We start from the raw sequence: 23,155 nt of genomic DNA on the forward strand, positions 1-23,155 counted from the left end.
CCCTGGGCAATGGTCAGATGCAGCAGCAGATCATTCGGAAAATAGTTGGCCTCATCCGGGTAGTCATCCAGCAACTGCTCACGCAGGCGCTCCCTGGCGAAACCATGCAGATCCAGCACACCGTCCTGCGCCGAGCGCCCCACCGACTCACCCTGGGCCAGCGCCAGCTCCAGCGTCGCCGCCTGGTACGCGAAGCGCTGACTCTCGCTGGCCGCTTGCAACCAGTCGGGGGCGGCCAGCACCTGGCCGGTGTCACCTGACTGGTCGCCGGCAGTGAACCAGCCGGCAGGATCGCCGGCTGCTGCGAATGCACTCTCCAGGTCAGCGACCGAAGCGATCCATTCGTAGCGCAACTGCCGGATATCGGCAAATATCACTTCGAGCATCAACGCCGCCTGCTGGGCAAAGGGGTCGCCGTCCACTGGCTGGCGGCTCCAGCGCAGGCTGTCGAACGCGTAGGACTCGGCGAACACATCGCGCAGGCCAATGGCGAAGCTGTCCAGCGAATCGAACGCACTGACCAGCCCCGAGGGCGAACACCACAGCACCTGCCCCGCAAGCTCCTGCTCGCTGCTCACCAGCAAATCTGGCAACACATGCAGGGATGACTTGCCACGCCATTGCAGTTCCACCTGCAGCGAATGCACGGTCGGCCGGCGTTTGCCGCCCACCAGCATCCCACGCAGTACGTTCGTCTGCTCCTCGTCGAGGCCTTGATCGCGCAAGCGGGTGGCCAGTGCCAGGCGCAATACCTGGCGTAACCAGTACGAACGCTGAACACCTCCGGCGCCGTTGGCTTGCCAGTAGTCGAACTGGGCCTGACGAAAGTCGTCTGGCAGGTTGGCCAGCAACGCGTTGATCTGTGTACTGAGGGCACTCAAGTGCACGTTGACCTGATCAATTGGTGTTTGTGGCGGGATGTTCTGGAAAGCCCGAAACCTGTGAGGGGGATCGAGGCTCAAGTGATGATCTTCGCCAAACGCAACGCCTTCACCGGCCAGCAATGCACGCAATAGCGCGTCCATCAGGGGCTCGACCTTGACGAAACCCCGGGCGTCCGGCGGATACATCAGGCTGAACGCGTCAGCATCGCTCAGCTCGGGGTACTCGGTCGCGACGCCAGGGTAATGACTGATAAGCACCTGGAGCACGTCTTCGGCAAGAATGCCCCTCAAGGTCGGTCGCCGGTCGAACTGCTGGGCGATGAGGTGGCGGGGTGAAAGCGAAAAGCTCGACATTGGCGTAACACTCGGGTCGTAAAAGGCCCATGACCTTAACCACCCTTTCCATCCGCGAGGCTTTACATAGTTGTTCTGCGGGCCTGCACCTTGGACCGTGCGCGCTAAAGTTGCGCCCACTGCACCCGGTCGAAGGGCAGAAGCGTTGCCCGGCCACGACCTGCGCGGGCAACGCTGCTACTGCAAGTGCTGGAGACTGTCGATCAGGGTACGAAGGAAAGAATGCCAACCACCTGCTGGCGGCTCAACCTGCCGCGATGAAGGATTCTGCCCTCTTCGCGCAGCCTACGTTCGTCCTCTCTGCCAAACTTGCGCTCGCGCCACAATTTCAGATGCCCGACCGTGAAATCACTGGCATTGGCGTCCTGGCTGGCCAGGTGAAAATGCGCGGCCCACAGCGGTTTGCCACGCTTGGCTTCGGCGCTGGGCAACAGATTGATCTGGTACTCGTCAAATACGCCTGCCCCACGGGTTACCTCGCGACGTACATAGGTAATGCGCAGCAAGCCTTGCTCATGCAGGAACGCGAGCGCTGATGCACCCGGTTTGGCGGTTTGGCTGTACAGATCGGTTAACCACTGTGCCTTGTTGGCACGACTGTCGCTCACGGCATCGGCCAACGCCTTTTGCAGCGTCTCATCAACCGCAATGGCATCCTGCGCCTGCTCCAAGCGCTGGATATGCTGGTCCACCGCGTCGATCAACTCCAGCGGATCCAAGTCGTTGTCTATGTACTCCTGCGCAAGCAACTTCAGCGCCGCCCCCTCCTCGAGCACCGTGCGCGCATGCGCTTCGATCACGGCGACCTCTACCGGCAACGGCTGGGGCGCGGCAGGCTCGGGCACGATTTCGCGCCACGCCTCATCCTCGCGACGGAAACGATGGATAACCGTTGACGCTGCGTCGCTCACGACCAGCTGCAATTCCCCTGCCTCGGTCAACTGCTCGGTGGCGACCACCAGCCGCCCTTGCGCCGTGCGCACCGCCCTGCGCACCTGCTGGCTGACGGGGTAGACCGAACGCGGGGTGCTGCCTTGTTCATCGCCGGTTTGCAGCAAGGCGTTGACCGATGCCTTGAGCAAGGCCATCTGTTCCTTGTACGCATTCAATCGGTCGACATTCACCAACGCGCCTGCGTTGTTGCTCTGTTTGGTCGCCCGGTAGATGGCCATCGAGTACTGGTGCCAAGCCTCCTGCAGGATCTCGGCGCGATCCTCTAGGCTCAGGTTGCTGGTCAACACATCGGCGTGAGCTGCGGCGGCCGCACGTAACACACTGCCCGACAGCTGATTGATAGCCTTGTGCCAGCGCGGCACACTCTTGGCCTTCGACGGATTCAACGCAAGTTCGGCCAGCCCGATGATGTGTTCGAAGCGCATATGAATGATATTGAACGGGCGTTGTTCGATGAAACGGTCAACCGTGAAGGGCGTGGCGTCCTGATGAAATTCCGTCGTGTCAGGCAACTTGGCAAGCAGGTCATCGATCGTCTGCATCGCCGAAAGCGCCCTTTCCAACAGTGGCGCCGAGTTCGCAAGACGAAGACGATAAGCGGCCAGTTCCTTGACGATCTCCACCATGTATCGGCCATTCAAGGCGACGGCAAGTTCATGCAGCGCCGTTCGTTCGCTCAACCGGAGCAGCTCATCACGTATGTACAGGGCATCGGTCAGCGAGTAACCGAGCATTTCATTGCGCTTGTCAGTCAACACTTTCTGACCCGACTCCGGTGTCAGCTTGATCAGTTTGAGGTAGTGCGCGTCCAGTTGTTCTGCGACCGCCTGGGCTTGCTCCTTGGTCGTCACTGCCTCGAGCCTCATGCTATGCAACTGCGCCTCTAAGCTCGCGATCTTGCGATCAATGTCAGCCACTCGCATCTGGATTTGCTGTTCGGTCAATCGGTCACCGGGATTTTTCTGCGTGAGTTCGCGCCTGGCCTTCTCACGATCCACCTCCTCGCGCTTGGCATCGAGTGGCTTGATCAAACGAAGGAACGCGTTCTGCAACCTCAAGTTCTCATCGGCAAGGCTAAAAATCCTGGCCCGTGTGGTTTCACGGGTTTTCTCCAAGTGCTTGTTCTTCGCACCAGCCCGAACAGCACCACCGTACAGTCCGCGCTTGAGATGCCACTGCTGATCACGCCACAACGCCGGCCCCAGCTGACCGTCTGCCGCAACGATCCTCACTTCATCGCCCTCGCGCTGCACCTGATAGGGCACACCGTCCATCTCGACGTAGTTCAAGCCATCGATGGCGTACACACGGCTGCCGTCGTCACGTGTCGCCCCCCCAAGATCCACTTTCGCCGCAAAGCCAGACAACGCCGTGCGCCTTGCAACCGGCCCCTCACCCCAACCGGACCGGATCAATACCGCTTGCGCCGGCCGCCGCTCCAGTTCACCGGCAAAGTGGACCGCGCCAACGGCAGCGCTGGCTTTTGGCAGGGCAATGCGCGCTGACCTGACGGGGATACCGTCGATATCCACAAAAGGCTCGGCGATGGCATGGTCCACCTCTGCCAGCAGATTACTCACCAGCAGGTTCCAGGCCATGTCCTGGAATCTGTTCAGCATCCGCTCGCGCAGGGCCGACTCGCTGAAGTACGCCTGCTCATCCAGCAAGCCATCCAGCGACGCCAGTACCAGCACCACCCGTGCCGCATCACCGACAGGGCCCGGCAACAGGCTCACCAGGCGGGTCATGGTACTCACCAGTTCGGCGACCTGGGCCCAGCGTTGCTCGCTGTTGGACACGGTGCTGGTGTCGGCCAGGCGAAGGATCATGGCTCGCCTGTGTTTGAACACCTCCACGTCGATATCGCTGAGCCAGGACCTGAAGCCTATCTCGACCGGCCCGATGTCCGGGATCGGCAATTGGTCGGGCGGCAACCCCACGCCTTGCGTCAGATGAGGCTTGTCGAAGCCACCGTTGTCGTAGGTCGCCCTGGCGGCAGGGGAAAGCCACTCGAGAATTCGCGATTGCAGGCTGGGCGAACCTTTGATATCCGCCATCAGCCCGGCCAGATCGTCGGCGCAGACCAGCGGTTCCTGCTCATAATGCGGGCAGTAGAGCAGCGAGAACGCCGGTTCGCGGAACTTCAGCACGAACATGTAGGTGGCCTCGTCGCGCTTTCGCAAGTTCCTGACCCGGAACGTCAAGGGGGCGATGTCGACATTGGTCTTGAGGTCGAGCATGCTGCGGCAGAATTCGGCCAGCGCCTGCCAGCGTGCCTCACTCAATGTACCCTTGGCCCAGGCCCGAAGCCCGAACACCAGCAGCTGCTGGCGCCACTCCGTGGCAAACCGCTGGATCCGCGGCGAAATCAGGTCCGGATCATCGATTCGTGCACGCACGTAGTCGGGATAGTGCCCCCCGACATCCACCTCATCGACCAGCTGGTTCAGCGCCGCCACCGTCACCCATGCCGGCAGCGCCGTACCTTCGATGCGGTGGTGAACGGCCTTCGGCGTTGCGCCCTTGAGTGCCAGATGCTTGTTCACCGCCCACTCGGTGAGGCTGACACTGCCGGCCTCTTCCTCGTCATTCGCCGATTCCAGCGTAATCAGCACATCGTCGCTGGCAAGATCGGCCTGCGCCGGGTGCAGTTCGCGAATTCGCTGTAACAGGCGCTGGCTGGCATAGGCATGGGGCCCCTGGATACCTTCGAGCGAACTGGCACTCGACGTTTGCGCCTGCTGCAGACCGAGGTCGAGCAACACCCGCCCCGTACCGATGCGTCGCCTGCTCGGTCCGCCCATCATCCAGGGCAGCAGGTCGTCACCTGAAACATCCTGCTCGGAAACATCCAGGCTGAGCATGAGTGCTGCCGGATCGGTAAGGCTAGACAGGCTTTGCTCCAAGTCGGCAACACTTTCGCAAGCGGGAATCTGCAACCTGCGAACCCTTTCGAGCAGAAACTCCAGCATCAGCCCGGACTGCTGCAACATCACGTCCCCTTTCAGCTGGTAGCGCTGCCAACTCAAGGTGTCGAAGGTGTAGCGGCGCGCCATCATCTCCCCGAATGCCTCATTGAAGTCCGCCTGGTCTTCGAAGCTCTGGACATGCCCGCTCGGCGTACACCAGAGCCAGACCTGGCTGACCTCATCCTCTGCATGAACCAGCAGCCCGGGCTGCAACTCCTCGAAGGTTTCATCATCCCGGCGCAGGCGGGCCTCGACCGCGTACAACCCGAATGATCGGGTGTCGCCCAACAGCAGCTCCACCAGGCAGGCACGCTGCCCTGCACTCAGCCGAGCGGACTGCAGGCTGCAGGCCATGCTGATTCGCACCATCTCGCCCAGCCACTGGTGGCGACTCACCCCACCGCTATTCGCATCCCGATAGCTGGAGGCGTTCCAATAGCGGATATGCGCCTGGGTGAAATGTTCGATGGCCTCAGCCAGCAGTTCATCGAGGCTTGCATTGAGCAGGCTCGGGTCCAAGATGACCTGCATCAGGATGTGCCCGTCCTTGACGACCAGGTCATGGCGCAAGGTGCCGTCGGCTTTACTTCTGAATACATGCTCCCTGGTAAAAGCGACAGGCTGCCCGTCGACCATCGCCTGCAGCAGTACATCCAGCAGCGGCAGAACAGGAAGGAAACCGTTGTCCTGCTGCGGAAACTGCACGTAGATATCAGCCGCAGAATGCAACTGTGGCTGATAGGTGAAGACCGTCGGGACTTGCCGCGTCAGGAGCTTGTATACCTGTTGCTCCAGCACCTGGCGCAACGTTGGGCGGGACTTGAAGCAACTGGACACCGCCTGGCGCACAGTGGTTGGGGGTAAAGCGGAAGATATGGGCATTATCGATACCTCTGGATCGTGATGAATGGCTCACGATGCAGCAGGGCCGACAGGCCATTGCGGTACTTAATTGCAGTGCATGGCCTCAACGGTTATCGGCCGTAAAACGCCCGGCCTCGAACTGATCGCGACCTGCCCTTGCGGGTGCAGGCACTGCAAAGCTGGCCCACTGCACGTGCGCACTATCCCGTTACCGCCATCGACGGACTGGTTCGAACGAAGGTGAGTGCTCCAACATCAAGGAGACTCACCATGAACGGATTGCACTCAACCTTGCTCGGTCTTGTACTCGCCGGCTTGTCACTGCATGGCCTGGCCATGGACTATGGACAGGATCTGCCCTCGCCGTCCGGGCCGCAGGTACTGGCCAACGCCCACGGCGAGCACAATCACTGGAGCGGTATCGGACGCTTGACGGTGGAGGGCGGCCGGCAATGCATTGGCTCGCTGATCGATACCCGCAGCGAGCAAGGCGAGACCACTGGCCCGGCCTACGTCGTCACCGCCGGCCATTGCATCAGCCTGCACAACGGCATCATCGTGCAGGACAAGCCGATGGAGGCGAAGATCGCTTTCAATCACTTCGGCGACACCCGCGATGCCCGCCGCGAGTTCCCCACCCGGCGCATCATCTGGAGCAGCATTCAAGGCAGTGATCTCGCCCTCGTGGAGCTGGATGCGTCACTGCAACAGGTGATGGACCAGGGTATCGAACCGATGAAACTGGGCGAGCCCGTACCGTCGGGCAGCGAGGTAGTGGTGGTCGGCGAGCCATCCAGCGCAGGCACCGGGCTGCGCCTGTCAGCCTGCACCGAGCAAGACCTGCCGGTCCTCAAGCAGGGCCTGTGGGTCTGGCGCAACCTCAAGCTCAACAACTGCCCCGGCATTGCCGACGGTGCCTCGGGCAGCCCGGTGATCGACCGCGCCAGCAACCGTATTGTCAGTGTGATCAACACCCTCACCCAAGACGCTGTGGGTGCCATTCCAGTTCGACGGATGCTGGGGTGCTTCGCCCAGGGGCATGCCGATCTGAATCAGCCCGCGTGTGAACTGTTGCCCGGATTCCAGTTCCAGCAAACATCACTGGAGAGCTTCAGCCAGTTCCGCAGGATCGCCCTGGATGCTGAAGGCAATACCCTGCCACCCACCTGGAAGGTTGCGTTCACCCTGGACACCCCACGCTATCGCTACAAGGCCGTGCGCGACCCCTTGGCGTGCGAGCGCCCGGAAGGGTACAGCGGCACGCTGGCCAGTAGCACCGGGTTGATCGACGCCCCGATCGCGGCCGAAGCCGGCTGGCATTACCTGTGCGTTGTCGGGGTCGAGTCCGCCGATGCGCTGTCATGGCCTGGGTTGATGGCCAATGCCGTGAGCTTGCCGGTACAAGTACTGGAAGCCGGCGCGGTAGCGGCGCCCCACGTGACGGTCGAGCGCCTGGAAAACGGCGACGCCAAGCTGAGCTGGCACGTGAAACCGCCGCATATCGTCCGCTACCGCGTCAAACGCGGCCCGCCCGCCATCACCGACTGCGATGACCTCAAAGGCTATGGCGGACGGGTCGGTCCAAGCTATGTGTTCAAGGCCGACACGCTGCCGCTGAAGGTGTGCACCATCGCCATCGATGGCCTCAAGGAAAGCTCGACACCCCGCACCGACCTGCTGCTGCCCGACCAGGGCTGAAACGACGAGGGCCCGGTGCTTTCGCACCGGGCCCTCGTTTCACCGCAACAGCCGTCAGCTGTAAACACGCCCCAGCAACTGGCGGTGGCTTTCGAACTGGTCGAGCACATCACGCACGATCTGCTCGCGGGTGAAGCCCATCAGGTCGTATTCCTGGCTGCCGTCGTGCAGGTACACCTCGGCGCGGTAGAAGCGCTGCTGCACTTCTGGCTCGCCTTCGACCGGCGCCTCGCTCGGCGCGGCCAGGTAACCGTCCAGGCTGGCTTCATAGACGAAGGGGTTGCCCTCTTCCATCATCACCCGCAGGCCCATCATGTTGCGCGACTGGCCAACACGGGTCTCCACTTCAAAGCCCAGGGTGCGCAGTTGCTCGGCGGCTTCCTTGAGCGCCGGGCTGACCTGCTTGTCCATGAAGCGCTGTACCACCGCCTGGGTCGGCTGCAGGTCCAGCTGGCTCAGGCGCTCGCTGAAGCCGCGACGGCCACGGGCGGCCAGCTCGGCGCGCTCGCTCTCGACGGCAACGTCCTGCTTCATCGCCTTCATCAGGCCGAACATGAACAGCACCAGCACCACCGAGAACGGCAGGCCGGCCAGCACCACCATGGTTTGCATGGCTTCGAAGTTACCGGCGAACAGCAAGCCGATGGTCACCAGGGTGATCACCACCGACCAGAACACCACCATCCAGTGCGGGGCGTCTTCGTCGACCTTGCCGCCTTTGCACGACAGGTTGGCCATCATCACCGCGCCGGAGTCGGCCGGGGTGAGGAACAGCACGAAGCCGACGAACACCGCCACACCGATGACGATCTTCGACGCCGGGAAGTATTCGAGTAGCTGGTAGATCGACATTGACGGCTGTTCAAGTGCCGTCTTGCCTAACTCCACCGCGCCCTGGTTGATCACCAGGTCCAGCGCGGTGTTGCCGAAGATCGACAGCCAGGCCAGGGTGAAGCCCAGCGGGATCAGCAGCACGCCGCTGACCAGCTGGCGCACGGTACGGCCCTTGGAGATACGGGCAATGAACATACCCACGAACGGGCCCCAGGAGATCCACCAGGCCCAGTAGAACACGGTCCACAGGCCCAGCCAGCGCTCGGACTTGTCGCCCGCGCCTTCGTACACATAGAGGTCGAAGGTCTTGAGCACGATGCCGTTGAGGTAGTCGCCGATGTTCTGCACGAAGGCGTTGAACAGGTGCAGGGTGTTGCCAGCCAGCAGCACGAAGATCAGCAGGCCGCTGAACAGCACGATGTTCAGGTTGGACAGGCGGCGAATGCCGTTTTCCACGCCCGATACCGCGGCGATGGTGGCCACGCCGGCCATGGTCAGGATCACCGCCAGCAGGTTGGTCTTGCTGTGGTCCATGCCGAACAGGTATTCCAGGCCCGAGGCCACCTGCATCGAGCCGATCCCCAGGTTGGTCACCAGGCCCAGCAGGGTGACGAACATGCCGAAGATGTCCACGGCATGGCCGGCACCGCCCTTGACCCAACGCTCACCGACCAGCGGGTACAGCGCCGAGCGCAGGGCCAGCGGCTGGTTGTGGCGGTAGGCGAAGTAACCCACGGCCAGGCCGACCAGGGCGTAGATCGCCCAGCCGTGCAGGCCCCAGTGCAGGAAGGTCAGCTGCAGGCCCTGGCGCGCGGCCTCGAGGCTGGCAGGGGTACCTTCCGGTGGGTTGAAGTAGTGGTCCAGCGGCTCGGACGCGCCAAAGTACAGCAGCGAGATACCGATACCGGAGGAGAACAGCATGCCGGCCCAGGCACCGTAGCTGAAATCGGGGGTGTCGTCCTTGCCGCCCAGCTTGAGCTTGCCGTAGTCGGAGAAGGCCAGGTAGACAACGAACAGCAGGTAACCGCAGATCACCAGCATGTAGTACCAGCCGAAGGTGCGCGTCAGCCATTTCTGGGCGACACCGAGCACTTGGCCGGCGGTTTCGGGTACAGCGATCAGCAAGGCAGTCAGAACGAGGATCAGCAGCGCCGAGGTGTAGAACACCACGCGGTTGACCCGTACCCGCTCTGCAGGCGGGTTGGTTAGGGAGGCAGAACTCATTGCACGAATGCTCCGGGCAGTGCGGCAGTGGAGGCTAATCAGTCATTTCCCGAGCAATTGGTGCAATAGCCCCACTGCGTCAGGTGTTATAAAAGCACCCTGGAAACCGTGATCCCGATTCGAAACGTTGCAAAAAAACCAGACCGGCCGTCTGTCGCCTTATTCACGCAATCCCTCGCCGGGTGCGCGCATTGGCCACAGACACCTGGCCCGCTCCAAGGGCCGACCGCGCGGCCCGTGACCGCTCGGCAGAATCTGTATTTCGCAACGTCCGCGCCCGTCAACGCCTTGTATTCCGGGGGTTGCGCGGTTTCCTGAGGTGTCGATTCGTGAACCCTTGACCGCCTGTAAAACTGTCAATGGCACAAATTGTCGCAGAGCTTATTCTTTATTGATTGAACGTTCAATCAAAACAAAATAGACTGGCCTTCGCCGAGTCAGCCGCCCGTCGTCTGCTCGCAGGCCTGAGGAGATAGCAAGATGCCCAAGGTCGGTATGCAACCCATCCGCCGCCAGCAGTTGATCGAAGCCACATTGCAGGCGGTCGATCAGGTCGGTCTGGGGGACGCCAGCATTGCGCTGATTGCCCGTTTGGCCGGCGTGTCGAACGGCATCATCAGTCACTACTTTCAGGACAAGAACGGCCTGATCGCAGCGACGATGGGCTACATCATGAGCATGCTCAACGAGGGCGTGGCCGCACGCCGCCAGGCCCTGACGGACGACAGCCCGCGCGCTCACCTGAAAGTGATCATCGAGGGCAACTTCGATGCCAGCCAGGTGAACGGCCCGGCAATGAAAACCTGGCTGGCCTTCTGGGCCTCCAGCATGCACCAGCCGTCTTTGCACAGGTTGCAGCGGATCAACGATCACCGCTTGTATTCCAACCTGTGCTGCCAGTTCCGCCGCGTTTTGCCGCTCTACCATGCGCGCAAGGCCGCCCGCGGGCTGGCAGCCTTGATCGACGGCCTCTGGTTGCGTGGCGCCTTGTCGGGTGACGCATTCGACACCGACCAGGCGATACGGATTGCTTACGAATACATGGATCTACAACTGGCTAAACAGCACACCCTGGACACACCAGACCAGGCCGCTGAACCACCGCGCACAGCCACTGGCCAACCGGCAGGAGCGTGACGCGGCAGCCAACCACACACTGCACTTGCGAGGACACTATGGCCCGTTTCGGAACGCAAAAACTCTACATTGATGGCGCTTACGTCGACGCCGGCAGCGATGCCACCTTCGAAGCCATCAACCCGGCCACCGGCGAAGTCCTCGCCCACGTGCAGCGTGCCACCGAGGCTGACGTCGAGAAGGCCGTCGAAAGCGCCGAGCGTGGCCAGAAAGTCTGGGCGGCGATGACTGCCATGCAGCGTTCGCGCATCCTGCGCCGCGCCGTCGACATCCTGCGCGAGCGCAACGACGAGCTGGCCATGCTGGAAACCCTGGACACCGGCAAGTCGTACTCCGAAACCCGCTACGTCGACATCGTCACTGGCGCCGACGTGCTGGAATACTATGCAGGCCTGGTACCGGCCATCGAAGGCGAGCAGATCCCGCTGCGTGAATCGTCCTTCGTCTACACCCGCCGCGAGCCGCTGGGCGTGACCGCCGGTATCGGCGCGTGGAACTACCCGATCCAGATCGCCCTGTGGAAATCCGCCCCGGCCCTGGCCGCCGGCAACGCGATGATCTTCAAGCCATCGGAAGTCACCTCGCTGACCACCCTGAAACTGGCCGAGATCTACACCGAAGCCGGCCTGCCGAACGGCGTGTTCAACGTCCTGACCGGCAGCGGCCGTGAAGTCGGCACCTGGCTGACCGAGCACCCGCGCATCGAGAAAGTCTCGTTCACCGGCGGTACCACCACCGGCAAGAAAGTGATGGCCAGCGCCTCGAGCTCGTCGCTCAAGGAAGTCACCATGGAACTGGGCGGCAAGTCGCCGCTGATCATCTGCGCCGACGCCGACCTGGACAAGGCCGCCGACATCGCCATGATGGCCAACTTCTACAGCTCCGGTCAGGTCTGCACCAACGGCACCCGCGTGTTCATCCCTGCCTCGATGAAAGCCGCCTTCGAAGCCAAGATCGCCGAGCGCGTTGCCCGCATCCGCGTCGGCAACCCGGAAGACGAGAACACCAACTTCGGCCCGCTGGTCAGCTTCGCTCACATGGAAAGCGTGCTGGGCTACATCGCCAAGGGTAAAGCAGAAGGTGCCCGCGTACTGTGCGGTGGCGAGCGTCTGCTGGACGGCGCATTCGCTAAAGGCGCCTTCGTGGCCCCGACCGTGTTCACCGACTGCACCGACGACATGACCATCGTCAAGGAAGAGATCTTCGGCCCGGTGATGAGCATCCTCACCTACGAAACCGAAGAAGAAGTCATCCGCCGTGCCAACGACACCGAATACGGCCTGGCCGCCGGTGTCTGCACCAACGACATCAGCCGCGCCCACCGCATCATCCACCAGCTCGAAGCCGGTATCTGCTGGATCAACGCCTGGGGCGAGTCGCCGGCCGAAATGCCGGTTGGCGGCTACAAGCAGTCGGGCGTCGGCCGTGAGAACGGTGTCAGCTCGCTGGCTCAATACACTCGCATCAAGTCGGTCCAGGTCGAGCTGGGCGGCTACAACTCGGTTTTCTAAACCCTGTATAGCCACGCCCGTGCCCTTGCGCACGGGCGTTCCCGCTCCCTGATCACCGCCAACACGAGGGTACTTCCATGTCCCATGAATTCGATTACATCATCGTCGGTGCCGGTTCGGCCGGTAACACCCTGGCCACCCGCCTGACCGAAGACGCCAGCGTCACCGTGCTGCTGCTCGAAGCCGGTGGCCCCGACTACCGCTTCGACTTCCGCACCCAGATGCCGGCCGCCCTGGCCTTCCCGCTGCAGGGCCGTCGCTACAACTGGGCCTACGAGACCGACCCGGAGCCGTTCATGGACGGCCGCCGCATGGAATGTGGCCGCGGCAAGGGCCTGGGTGGCTCGTCGCTGATCAACGGCATGTGCTACATCCGCGGCAACGCCATGGACTTCGACGGCTGGGCTGAACTGCCAGGCCTGGAAGACTGGACTTACCTCGACTGCCTGCCGTACTTCCGCAAAGCGGAAACCCGCGACATCGGCCCCAACGACTACCACGGCGGCGAAGGCCCGGTCAGCGTTGCCACCCCGAAAGCCGGCAACAACCCACTGTTCCACGCCATGGTCGAAGCCGGCGTACAGGCCGGTTACCCGCGCACCGAAGACTTGAACGGCTACCAGCAGGAAGGCTTCGGCCCGATGGACCGTTCGGTGACCAAGAACGGCCGCCGTTCCAGCACCGCCCGCGGCTACCTGGACCAGGCCAAGAAGCGCCCGAACCTGACCATCGTCACCCACGCCCTGAGCGACCGCGTGCTGTTCGATGGCAAGCGCGCCGTTGGCGTGACCTACCTGGTCGGCGACAGCGAAGAGCGCGTGGAAGCCCGTGCGCGCAAAGAAGTCATCGTCAGCTCCGGCGCCATCGCTTCGCCGCAGCTGCTGCAGCGCTCCGGCGTCGGCCCGCGCGCCCTGCTGGAAAGCCTCGAAATCCCGGTGGTCCACGACCTGCCGGGCGTCGGCGAGAACCTGCAGGACCACCTGGAGCTGTACCTGCAATACGCCTGCACCCAGCCGGTGTCGCTGTACCCGTCGCTGCTGTGGTGGAACCAGCCGGCCATTGGCGCCGAGTGGATGTTCAACGGCACCGGCATCGGCGCCAGCAACCAGTTCGAGGCCGGTGGTTTCATCCGTACTCGCCCTGAGTTCAAGTGGCCGAACATCCAGTACCACTTCCTGCCGGTAGCGATTAACTACAACGGCTCGAATGGCGTTAAAGAACACGGCTTCCAGGCGCACATGGGCTCCATGCGCTCGCCTGCCCGTGGCCGCATCCAGGCCAAGTCGAAGAACCCGCGCCAGCACCCGAGCATCCTGTTCAACTACATGGCCACCGAGCAGGACTGGCAGGAATTCCGCGACGGTATCCGCCTGACCCGCGAAATCATGGCCCAGCCGGCGCTGGACCCGTACCGTGGTCGCGAGATCAGCCCGGGCGCCGATGTGCAAACCGATGAACAGCTGGACAAGTTCATCCGCGAGCACGCCGAAACCGCCTTCCACCCGTCCTGCTCGTGCAAGATGGGCACCGACGACATGGCGGTCGTGGATGGCGAGGGCCGCGTGCATGGCATGCAAGGCCTGCGTGTGGTCGATGCGTCGATCATGCCGCTGATCATCACCGGCAACCTCAACGCCACCACGATCATGATCGCCGAGAAAATCTCCGACAAGATCCGTGGCCGCAAGCCACTGCCGCGCAGCACCGCCAAGTACTACGTGGCGGGCGATGCACCGGTGAAGGGCAAGCCGATGCGTGAAGTGAAGCAGGCGTAAGCCTGCCCCGGCCTCTTCGCGGCTAAAGCCGCTCCCACATGAATTGCACGAACCCTGTAGGAGCGGGTTTACCCGTGAAGAGGCCCGCACAAGCAACACAAGAAAAGGCACCCCTCGAGGTGCCTTTTCTACATCTGCAGAAACGCTTTACAGCCTGCCAATTCATCAGGTTAGAATCGATTGGCACGCGACCTGCTAGTTCACGGCTGCATGTCCCTCTTCCCCCGCTGTCCCGGAGTACCTGCCTTTGGATGCAAGCACCATCAACAGCCTGTTCTTGATCGGCGCATTGCTGGTGGGTGCAAGTATCCTGGTCAGCTCGCTGTCATCGCGCCTGGGCATCCCCATTCTGGTCATCATCCTCGCCGTCGGCATGATCGCCGGCGTGGACGGTGGCGGCATCATCTTCAACAACTACCCGACCGCCTATCTCGTGGGCAACCTGGCACTGGCAGTGATCCTGCTCGACGGCGGCCTGCGCACCCGGGTGGCCAGCTTTCGCGTAGCGCTATGGCCGGCACTGTCACTGGCCACGGTGGGGGTGATGATCACTACCGGGCTCACCGGCATGGTCGCCGCCTGGCTGTTCAACCTGAGCCTGATCCAGGGCCTGCTGATCGGCGCCATCGTCGGCTCCACCGACGCCGCAGCGGTGTTCTCGCTGCTCGGGGGCAAGGGCCTCAACGAGCGGGTCACCGCCACCCTGGAGATCGAGTCGGGCAGCAACGACCCGATGGCGGTGTTCCTCACCGTCACCCTGATCGACATGATCGCCAGCGGCCAGACCGGCCTGCACTGGAGCCTGCTCACCCACCTGCTGCGCGAGTTCGGCATCGGTACGCTGCTGGGCCTGGGCGGCGGCTGGCTGATGCTGCAACTGGTCAACCGCATCAACCTGGCCGGCGGGCTGTACCCGATCCTGGTGGTGGCGGGCGGCCTGGCGGTGTTCTCGCTGACCAACGCCCTGCACGGCAGTGGCTTCCTCGCCGTCTACCTGTGCGGCCTGGTGCTGGGCAACAAGCCGATCCGCAGCCGCCACGGCATCCTGCACATGCTCGACGGCATGGCCTGGCTGGCGCAGATCGGCATGTTCCTGGTGCTGGGCCTTTTGGTCACGCCCCACGACCTGCTGCCCATCGCCTTGCCGGCACTGGGCCTGGCGCTGTGGATGATCGTGGTTGCCCGGCCCTTGTCGGTGGTCGCCGCGCTGCTGCCATTCAAGGCCTTCCATGGCCGCGAGAAGGGCTTCATCAGTTGGGTGGGCCTACGCGGTGCGGTACCGATCATCCTGGCGGTGTTCCCGCTGATGGCCGGCCTGCCGGACGCGCAGCTGTTCTTCAACCTGGCGTTCTTCATCGTGCTGGTGTCGCTGCTGGTGCAAGGCACCAGCCTGCCGTGGATGGCCAAGCTGCTGAAAGTCACCGTACCGCCAGACCCAGCGCCCATCTCGCGTTCGGCGCTGGAGGTGCACATCACCAGCGAGTGGGAGCTGTTCGTCTACCGCCTGGGTGCGGAAAAATGGTGCATCGGCGCCGCCCTGCGCGAACTGAAGATGCCCGAAGGCACGCGCATCGCCGCACTGTTCCGTGGCGAACAACTGCTGCACCCCTCGGGCAGTACCGTGCTGGAGGTCGGCGACATGCTCTGCGTGATCGGCCACGAACACAACCTGCCGGCGCTGGGCAAGCTGTTCAGCCAGGCGCCGCAACGTGGGCTGGACCTGCGCTTCTTCGGCGACTTCGTGCTCGAAGGCGATGCCGAGCTGGGCGCGGTAGCCGCACTGTATGGCCTGAAACTCGACGGCCTGGACGCGAAAATGCCCCTGGCGCAGTTCATCCGACAGAAGGTCGGCGGCGCGCCAGTGGTAGGCGACCAGATCGAATGGCACAGCACGATCTGGACTGTCGCAGTCATGGACGGCGACAAGATCCAGAAAGTCGGTGTCAGGTTCCCCGAAGGTACCCGCCCTGGCCCAGGGTTGTTCCTCTGAGCGGAGCAACCCTAGCCCAGGACACTCATCAGCCTGGGCCCTGCGACCGTCAGTAGAACTCCCAGGAATGTGCGCTACCAACGGTCACTGGCGCCTTGCCTGTATGTCGTCGATAGGGGAACAAGTCGCCGACCCGGTCCTCATAGCGTCTCATGCGAACCCAATCCGGCATCGGCGCAAGGCCTGCGCTGTAATAGTCGGGTCGATACTTGCTGATCACATCGTTCAGCATGTCCGGGCCGGTGACGCTGGAGATGATCCGAATGTAGGCTTCCTTCAATTCCTGCGATGCACCGTCGCGCGGCCGCGGCGTTTCGAAGAACGCCTCAGGCAAGGCAGCGAAGCGCTCATTGGCGGTATCCAGCACCTTCTTGAGCAGTGGGTTGCCTGCATGGCTACCGAAAATGGAATTGTTGTATTTGTTGCCACCGCCCTGCGTCCAGACCATAGGGAAGGCATCACCGAGCAGAATATCGTTCGGCCCGGCGTTCAGTTTGGCGCCAATCCATGAGCCCAGGACATCGTCGATATCCTTGTAGGTGCCGCCATATTCGTAAATGATGCGGTAGCGAAGCAGATCTGCGGCCGCCGCAAAGGTCTGGTGCGTCGACCCCGGGGTACTGAACAGCACATAAGCCTCACTGTCGAGCCCGTTGGCGAACTCGGCGTAGAAGGGCTCATCGGGCAAATGCTTCACGGTGATACCCGGGTTCCTGCCTTGCCACGCCTGGCGCGCTTGCTCAGTCGCCAACGACTCATGCGTGCAGTCGACATGCAAGACTATGTTTCTCCCCGAGGATCGGGCCGACAAAAGCCCTGCATTGTAGCGGTGGCCGATAGGCTGGTCGCCAAGCCAGATCATGTGCACTTCCTGCGGAATTTCCGAGGTTGCCTCGGCCAACTGCGGGACACCTGGAAGGCTCACGACCTCGAACTTGCTGGCGACCGAAGCCTTGCTTCTGGCAAGTGCGAAGTCCCGGGCACTGCCGTGCACCCACCTGCTACCCCAAAGCTTCGACGGTTCTCGCCAGAGGTAATAACCCCCCCCTTGCGCTCGCCAGCAGCCCGCATCGACGTCGTAATACACGCGCACCCGGGTCTTCACGTCCGGCTCGTCCTCTGGTGCGATCGGGTCGCGCTTGAACTCCACATAGAAGTCGAGTCTCTCGCCCTGCACCTTGACCACACCCGCCATCGGCAACTTGACGTTCACCATCGGGTCCAGCGGTTGTTGACGTATACCGTCCAGCTCGACACCGCCGCCCTGCACAGTAGGAGCCGTCGGGGACGCAGCCTGCGCATCGTGCACACTCTCACGCAGGTCCAGGTCCCAGAAACCTGAGTCATCGGCGCGCAGGAACGGGCCCCATTTGGGGGGATCGTCCCTGCAAATACGATACTGCTGCTCATCCACCAGCCATTTGACCTGATAAGCCTCTTCGCGCATCCGGACGTAGTCGATACCGTCAGCATGCAACACGCCTCGGGCATCGCCATAGTCCGGCAATATCTGGCGAACCCTGAAGCGCTCCAGTTGGTTCAATTCGCCCTGCGACAGGTTGTCCAACACCGGGCGCACCTGCGCCAGGTCCGAAACCGACGGGGTCAGATCCTGAAGTTCGATATCCACGCCATGCGCCTGGTCCGCCGCGGCGGCCCTGTCCAGCTTGCCCTGGTGATGCGACATCGCGTTATCGGCTTGCTGCAGTTTGGTCCGGGCCTCCACATGTGCTGCGGTATCGGAAACAGGCTCACCCTCGAGTTTCTCGACCTGAGCCCTGGCCTGCGCCACTTCGCTCGCAAGCGCCTCGCCCTCGGCCGCCAATGCTGCCCTCCCCGCCTGGAACTGCGAAGCGACTTGGGGCACCAGTGGCAAGGCGTTGAGCAGGCCATAGACCACCCTGCCCGCGCCTTCCTTGAAGCCTTTGCTGTCCCTGGCCATGATCATGTCGCCACCGCCCATCACCACCTGCCCAGCGCCCAACGCAAGCAGCACCGGCAACAGCTCCGGGACCACCATGCAGGCAGCACCCACCACCGTGGCCGCGGTATCCACCCCTTGCGCCAGCTGCTGCCGATAGTAGTCAGCCTGGGTGCTGATCTGTTGCTTGCCGTCGGTGAGTGATCGCGCCTTGATCGAGCCCTTGAAATGGCTGAAGGGATAAGGGCTCAGTGGTTCACCCAGATTGATGTGTTCGTGAGGTGCCCAACGGCCGATGTTGATCAGGGTGAGGGGATAGATGGCAAAGCTTTCCAGCACCGTGTCGACACCACAGTGCAGGCCACCGTCGGCGCGATCTGCCGCACTGAAGTGGCTGGCCAGCGCCGCACGCTTGCGCACGTCCCGGCATTGGTCGGCGAACCAGCGCTGCAACTCCTCGAAATCGGAAAAACCGTGCAAAGGCGAGGAGTTGCCAGGGAGGTACAGCACCACGTCATCCATACCCTTGCCGTCGATGACCATCATGTCGGTGGCGGTGTAGCGGTAGACGTGGAGTTCGCTGATCCGATAGGTAGCGCTGAGCGGCGCCTTGTCGAAAGAACGGAACGTGGTTGTATCCCAGGCCACATCGTCCGCCAGCCCCATGCTGCGCAACACCATGTGCACATGCTTGGCGTCGAGCGTGCCTTCATCGCGCTGGTACAACGCCGCGCGCAGCAGGCTGCCCTTGATCAGCATGTTGAAGCCGTCTTCGTGTTTCGCCCAGAATTCCTCGATGTACTTCTGGTAGCGGCTTTGCAGCTGTTCCTCCCAGACGAAACGGGTGAAGGCTTCAGGATCGAGGTCAACCTGGGCGGCCGGCGTGTAGACCTGCGGCTCGCTGCTTCGGTAGATGGCGTCGTAGGCGTAGGCGAACGCGCTGACGCCGATGTTCGGGTCGAGGGTTGTGACGGGGTAGCCCGCCTCGCGCCATTTCAGCACCCTGTCAGAGTAAGGCGCCCACCAGTGTGAACGGTCGACCGTCGATTGCTGGTTGGACAGCAGCGCCTGGGTGAGCGTCATGGCTGCCGAAAGCCTGGCACCCACGATTTCATCCGCCCTTCCACCTTGCCTTTCGTCGAACTTGATCAGCAACGTGGCCCAGATCAAGGTGTCGGGATCTTCGTCGTGGCCTTTGCTCACGAGGTACCCACGCAGCCGTTCCACGGCAAAATCGTGGGGGGTCTGCAGCATCACCCCTTTGCCTTTGAAGGCCATCGCCCGGGCCAGCGGAAGATCGTCGATATCGAGGTCATCGTCTTCTTCAGGCCTTGCCGGTATCAGCAGCCCGCTGGAGGGGTCATTCACTGGATCATTCATACGCGCACTCGCTTCACATTGATCGGTATTTGCGAGTAGGAAGTTTCTCGATTTGCGGCCGTGCGATGTGGTAACTATGTACAGCGCCGGGCAAACCGACGGAAGGTCGCAGACCTTCCCGCAGTAGGCGAGCGGATCGACTGTCGCGGTTCGATGCATGCCCCACCCGACGCTGGAGGGGAACAACCGGCGTAATGCGGCCGTCAGATGGCCGAAGCAACCCGCCTGTGGTGTTCCTCTAAACCCAGTCTCGCCCCCGTAGCACAAGAATCCTGCCTATGTCCCTGCGCGTGTTTTGCCGTGCAGCCCTGCTGGGGCTGTCCCTGACCCTCTCGTTCGCGGCCACCGCCGCGGAAGTCCCGACCACTGCGGGCATCCAGAACAGCCTGGACAAGATCGCCGAGCGCAAGCTGCCCGAAGCCGAACAGAAGGCCGTGCAGCAGGTGCTGGAACAGACCCTGGCGCTGCTGGCCAGCAAGGAGGACAGCGAGAAGAAACTCGAGGCCCTCAAGCAGCAGCTGGCCAATGCCCCCCAGGAGACCCGCGACAGCCAGCGCGAGCTGATCAAGCTCCAGGGCGCCAGCGCCGTGCCGGTGGCCCAGCGCTACGCCAACCTCAGCGTGCCACAGCTGGAGCAGATGCTCAGCGAGCGCAGCACCCAGCAGGGTGAGCTGCAAAAAGCGCTGTCCGAAGCCAACAGCCTGATCATCAACTCGCAGACCCGCCCGGAGCGGGCCCAGGCCGAGATCAGCAGCAGCCAGACCCGCGCCCAGCAGATCAACAACAGCCTCAAGAGCGGCAAGGACGGCGGCAAGGCGTTGACCAGCGACCTGCGCAACCAGCTCAACGCCGAACTGGCCTCGCTCAACGCCCTGACCCAACTGCGCCGCCAGGAGCTGGCCGCCAACAGCCAATTGCAAGACCTGGGCAACGCCCGCCACGACCTGCTGATCGCCCGTGCCGCGCGCCTGGAGCAGGAAATCCAGGACCTGCAGACGCTGATCAACGACAAGCGCCTGGCGCAGTCGCAGCAGGCCGTCACCCAGCAGTCGCTGGAGGCGCAGAAAGCCGGCGGCAGCACCCTGCTGGCCAACGAGAGCGCGGCCAACCTCAAGCTCTCCGACTACCTGCTCAAGAGCACCGACCGCCTCAACGAACTGACCCAGCAGAACCTGCGCACCAAGCAGCAGCTGGACAGCCTGACCCAGGCCGACCAGGCCCTGGACGAGCAGATCAACGTACTCAAGGGCAGCCTGCTGCTGTCGAAGATCCTCTACAAACAAAAGCAGGCCCTGCCCCACCTGAAGCTCGACCGCGACCTGGCCGACCAGATCGCCGACATTCGCCTCTATCAGTTCGAAATCAACCAGCAACGCGAGCAGATGAGCAGCCCGTCCAGCTACGTGGACAAGCTGCTGGCCAATCAGCCGCAGGAAGACGTCACGCCGCAGCTGCGCAAGGCCCTGCTGGAGGTAGCGATCACCCGTGGCGACCTGCTCGAGCGCCTGAACCGCGAGCTGTCGGCGCTGCTCAACGAATCGATCACCCTGCAACTGAACCAGAAGCAGTTGCTGAGCACCGCGCAGAACCTGCGCACCACCCTCGAAGAGCAGATGTTCTGGATCCCCAGCAACAAACCGCTGGACTGGGACTGGTTGCGCTATGTGCCCGAGCGCCTGGCCGACCAGGTCGCCAGCCTGCCCTGGGGCTCGGGTGTGAAAGAGCTGGCCGACGGCCTGAGCCAGCGCCCGCTGCTGTTCCTGCCGCTGCTGCTGGTGATCGGCGCCTTGCTGTGGAAGCGCAAGTACCTGTACCAGCGCCTGGGCAAGGTCCACCAGGACATCGGCCACTTCAAACGCGACAGCCAGTGGCACACGCCCCAGGCGATCCTGATCAACATCCTGCTGGCCATGCCGGTGGCCCTGGCCCTGGCCCTGGGCAGCTATGCCCTGCAGATCGACGCCCGCGGCCAGAACGCCAACCTGGGCGCGGCGCTGTGGCAGATCGCCCAGGCCTGGCTGGTGTTCTACACCGCCTACCGCATCCTCGCCCCGGGTGGGGTGGCCGAAATCCACTTCCGCTGGCACAAGCCGCAGGTCGAGTTCCTGCGCGGCTGGGTACGCCGGCTGGGCACCGTGGTGCTGGCCCTGGTGGGCGTGGTGGCGGTGGCCGAGCACCAGCCCTCGGCGCTGGCCGACGACGTGCTGGGCATCGGCGTGGTGCTGGCCTGCTACGCACTGATGGCCTGGCTGCTCAGCCGTCTGCTGCTGAGCAGCCCGGCGCACCGCGACACCTCGCTGTTCCGCCGCGCGGTCGGGGTGGCCTTCACCGCCCTGCCCATCGCCCTGTTCGTGGCCGTGTGCTTCGGCTACTACTACACCGCCCTGAAGCTCACCGACCGGCTGATCTACACCCTCTACCTGCTGCTGTTCTGGCTGGTGATCGAGGCCGCGTTCGTGCGCGGCCTGTCGGTGGCCGCGCGGCGCCTGGCCTATCAGCGGGCGCTGAGCAAACGCCAGGCGGTGAAGGAAGGGCTCGATGGCGAGGTGCCGATCGAAGAGCCGACCCTGGACATCGAACAGGTCAACCAGCAATCCCTGCGCCTGATCCGCCTGGCGCTGCTGGGTGGTTTCATCGCAGGGCTCTACTGGGTGTGGGCGGACCTGATCACGGTGTTCTCCTACCTCAACAACTTCACCCTGTACGAATACACCAGTGGCACCGGCGCCGCCGCCAGCATGGTGCCGATCAGCCTCGGCGACCTGCTGGGGGCGCTGGTGATCGTCGGCATCACCTTCGCCCTGGCCGGCAACCTGCCAGGCCTGCTCGAGGTACTGGTGCTGTCGCGCCTGAACCTGGCCCAGGGCAGCGCCTACGCCACCACCACGCTGCTGTCGTACATCATCGTCGGCGTGGGTATCGTCAGCACCCTGTCGACCCTGGGGGTCAGCTGGGACAAGCTGCAATGGCTGGTGGCGGCGCTGTCGGTGGGCCTGGGCTTCGGCATGCAGGAGATCTTCGCCAACTTCATCTCCGGCATCATGATCCTGTTCGAGCGCCCGGTGCGCATCGGCGATACCATCACCATCGGCAACCTGTCCGGCACGGTGAGCAAGATCCGCATCCGCGCCACCACCATCACCGACTTCGACCGCAAGGACATCATCGTCCCCAACAAGACCTTCATCACCGGCCAGCTGATCAACTGGTCGCTGACCGACACGGTCACCCGGGTGACGTTGAAGCTGGGTATCGACTACGGCTCGGACCTGGACCTGGTGCGCGATATCCTGCTCAAGGGCGCCCACGAGAACCCACGGGTGCTCAAGGACCCGGAGCCGATCGTGTACTTCCTCAACTTCGGTGAAAGCTCGCTGGACCATGAACTGCGCATGCACGTGCGCGACCTGGGCGACCGCAACCCGACGCTGGATGAGCTCAACCGCTACATCAACCGTGAGTTCAAGGCGCACAACATCAAGATCTCGGTGCGCCAGGTGGAGGTGTTCGTGATGGACACCAAGGGTGGCAAGCAACAGTTGATTCCGATGGAACAGCCCAAGCCGGATGGCACTGCGTCCAGCTGAGTGGACTCGAACGGGCATGCGCTCCAGAATGCTGGCAAGCCGGCTCCCACAGGTCGTGCAGTGATCTTGTGGG

General features: G+C 63.0%; 9 protein-coding genes and 1 pseudogene. 6 read left to right on the plus strand and 4 right to left on the minus strand.

Going from position 1 to position 23,155, the window contains the following annotated elements; genetic code table 11:
• Both IX761_RS10555 and IX761_RS10560 read right to left on the minus strand, forming a co-directional pair.
• A pseudogene (locus tag IX761_RS10555) lies at positions 1–1,238 on the minus strand (hypothetical protein); the annotation flags it as partial.
• Positions 1,239–1,441: 203 nt separating this feature from the next.
• The gene (locus IX761_RS10560; RefSeq protein ID WP_194789534.1) at positions 1,442–6,043 is read right to left on the minus strand and encodes a dermonecrotic toxin domain-containing protein; all 4,602 of its coding nucleotides are present in this window, start codon (positions 6,041–6,043) and stop codon (positions 1,442–1,444) included.
• A gap of 252 nt (positions 6,044–6,295) precedes the next feature.
• Between IX761_RS10560 and IX761_RS10565 the strand changes: the two genes are divergently transcribed.
• Positions 6,296–7,723: a trypsin-like peptidase domain-containing protein gene (locus tag IX761_RS10565; RefSeq protein ID WP_194789535.1), complete on the plus strand. Its 1,428-nt coding sequence runs from the start codon at positions 6,296–6,298 to the stop codon at positions 7,721–7,723.
• 54 nt (positions 7,724–7,777) lie between these two features.
• Here IX761_RS10565 and IX761_RS10570 read toward each other — a convergent pair whose 3' ends face one another.
• Positions 7,778–9,781: a BCCT family transporter gene (locus IX761_RS10570; protein WP_194789536.1), complete on the minus strand. Its 2,004-nt coding sequence runs from the start codon at positions 9,779–9,781 to the stop codon at positions 7,778–7,780.
• A 480-nt stretch (positions 9,782–10,261) separates the two neighbouring features.
• Between IX761_RS10570 and betI the strand changes: the two genes are divergently transcribed.
• The 4 genes from betI to IX761_RS10590 all read left to right on the plus strand — a co-directional run bounded on the left by betI (position 10,262) and on the right by IX761_RS10590 (position 16,194).
• Positions 10,262–10,918 (plus strand): transcriptional regulator BetI, encoded by a 657-nt coding sequence (gene betI / locus IX761_RS10575; protein ID WP_194789537.1) that lies wholly within the window; start codon positions 10,262–10,264, stop codon positions 10,916–10,918.
• 38 nt (positions 10,919–10,956) lie between these two features.
• Positions 10,957–12,429: a betaine-aldehyde dehydrogenase gene (gene betB, locus IX761_RS10580; RefSeq protein WP_194789538.1), complete on the plus strand. Its 1,473-nt coding sequence runs from the start codon at positions 10,957–10,959 to the stop codon at positions 12,427–12,429.
• Positions 12,430–12,506: 77 nt separating this feature from the next.
• Entirely contained in the window at positions 12,507–14,204 is a 1,698-nt protein-coding gene (gene betA / locus IX761_RS10585; protein ID WP_194789539.1) for a choline dehydrogenase, read from the plus strand.
• A 247-nt stretch (positions 14,205–14,451) separates the two neighbouring features.
• Positions 14,452–16,194, plus strand: a complete 1,743-nt coding sequence (locus IX761_RS10590) for a potassium/proton antiporter (protein ID WP_194789540.1) — start codon at positions 14,452–14,454, stop codon at positions 16,192–16,194.
• A gap of 49 nt (positions 16,195–16,243) precedes the next feature.
• Here IX761_RS10590 and IX761_RS10595 read toward each other — a convergent pair whose 3' ends face one another.
• The gene (locus IX761_RS10595; protein ID WP_194789541.1) at positions 16,244–19,495 is read right to left on the minus strand and encodes a dermonecrotic toxin domain-containing protein; all 3,252 of its coding nucleotides are present in this window, start codon (positions 19,493–19,495) and stop codon (positions 16,244–16,246) included.
• Positions 19,496–19,773: 278 nt separating this feature from the next.
• Here IX761_RS10595 and mscK point away from each other — a divergent pair, with 278 nt between their 5' ends.
• Positions 19,774–23,082: a mechanosensitive channel MscK gene (gene mscK / locus IX761_RS10600; RefSeq protein ID WP_194789542.1), complete on the plus strand. Its 3,309-nt coding sequence runs from the start codon at positions 19,774–19,776 to the stop codon at positions 23,080–23,082.
• Positions 23,083–23,155: the final 73 nt, after the last annotated feature.

The sequence above is a fragment of the Pseudomonas sp. UFMG81 genome (assembly GCF_015354575.1).
In the GTDB taxonomy this organism is placed as follows: Bacteria; Pseudomonadota; Gammaproteobacteria; order Pseudomonadales; family Pseudomonadaceae; genus Aquipseudomonas.

Excerpts from the sequence above, each read along its gene's own strand:
- betA (WP_194789539.1), top strand. The coding sequence starts at position 12,507 with ATGTCCCATGAATTCGATTACATCATCGTCGGTGCCGGTTCGGCCGGT.
- IX761_RS10560 (WP_194789534.1), bottom strand. The coding sequence starts at position 6,043 with ATGCCCATATCTTCCGCTTTACCCCCAACCACTGTGCGCCAGGCGGTG.
- mscK (WP_194789542.1), top strand. The coding sequence starts at position 19,774 with ATGTCCCTGCGCGTGTTTTGCCGTGCAGCCCTGCTGGGGCTGTCCCTG.
- IX761_RS10570 (WP_194789536.1), bottom strand. The coding sequence starts at position 9,781 with ATGAGTTCTGCCTCCCTAACCAACCCGCCTGCAGAGCGGGTACGGGTC.
- IX761_RS10565 (WP_194789535.1), top strand. The coding sequence starts at position 6,296 with ATGAACGGATTGCACTCAACCTTGCTCGGTCTTGTACTCGCCGGCTTG.
- IX761_RS10595 (WP_194789541.1), bottom strand. The coding sequence starts at position 19,495 with ATGAATGATCCAGTGAATGACCCCTCCAGCGGGCTGCTGATACCGGCA.
- betB (WP_194789538.1), top strand. The coding sequence starts at position 10,957 with ATGGCCCGTTTCGGAACGCAAAAACTCTACATTGATGGCGCTTACGTC.
- betI (WP_194789537.1), top strand. The coding sequence starts at position 10,262 with ATGCCCAAGGTCGGTATGCAACCCATCCGCCGCCAGCAGTTGATCGAA.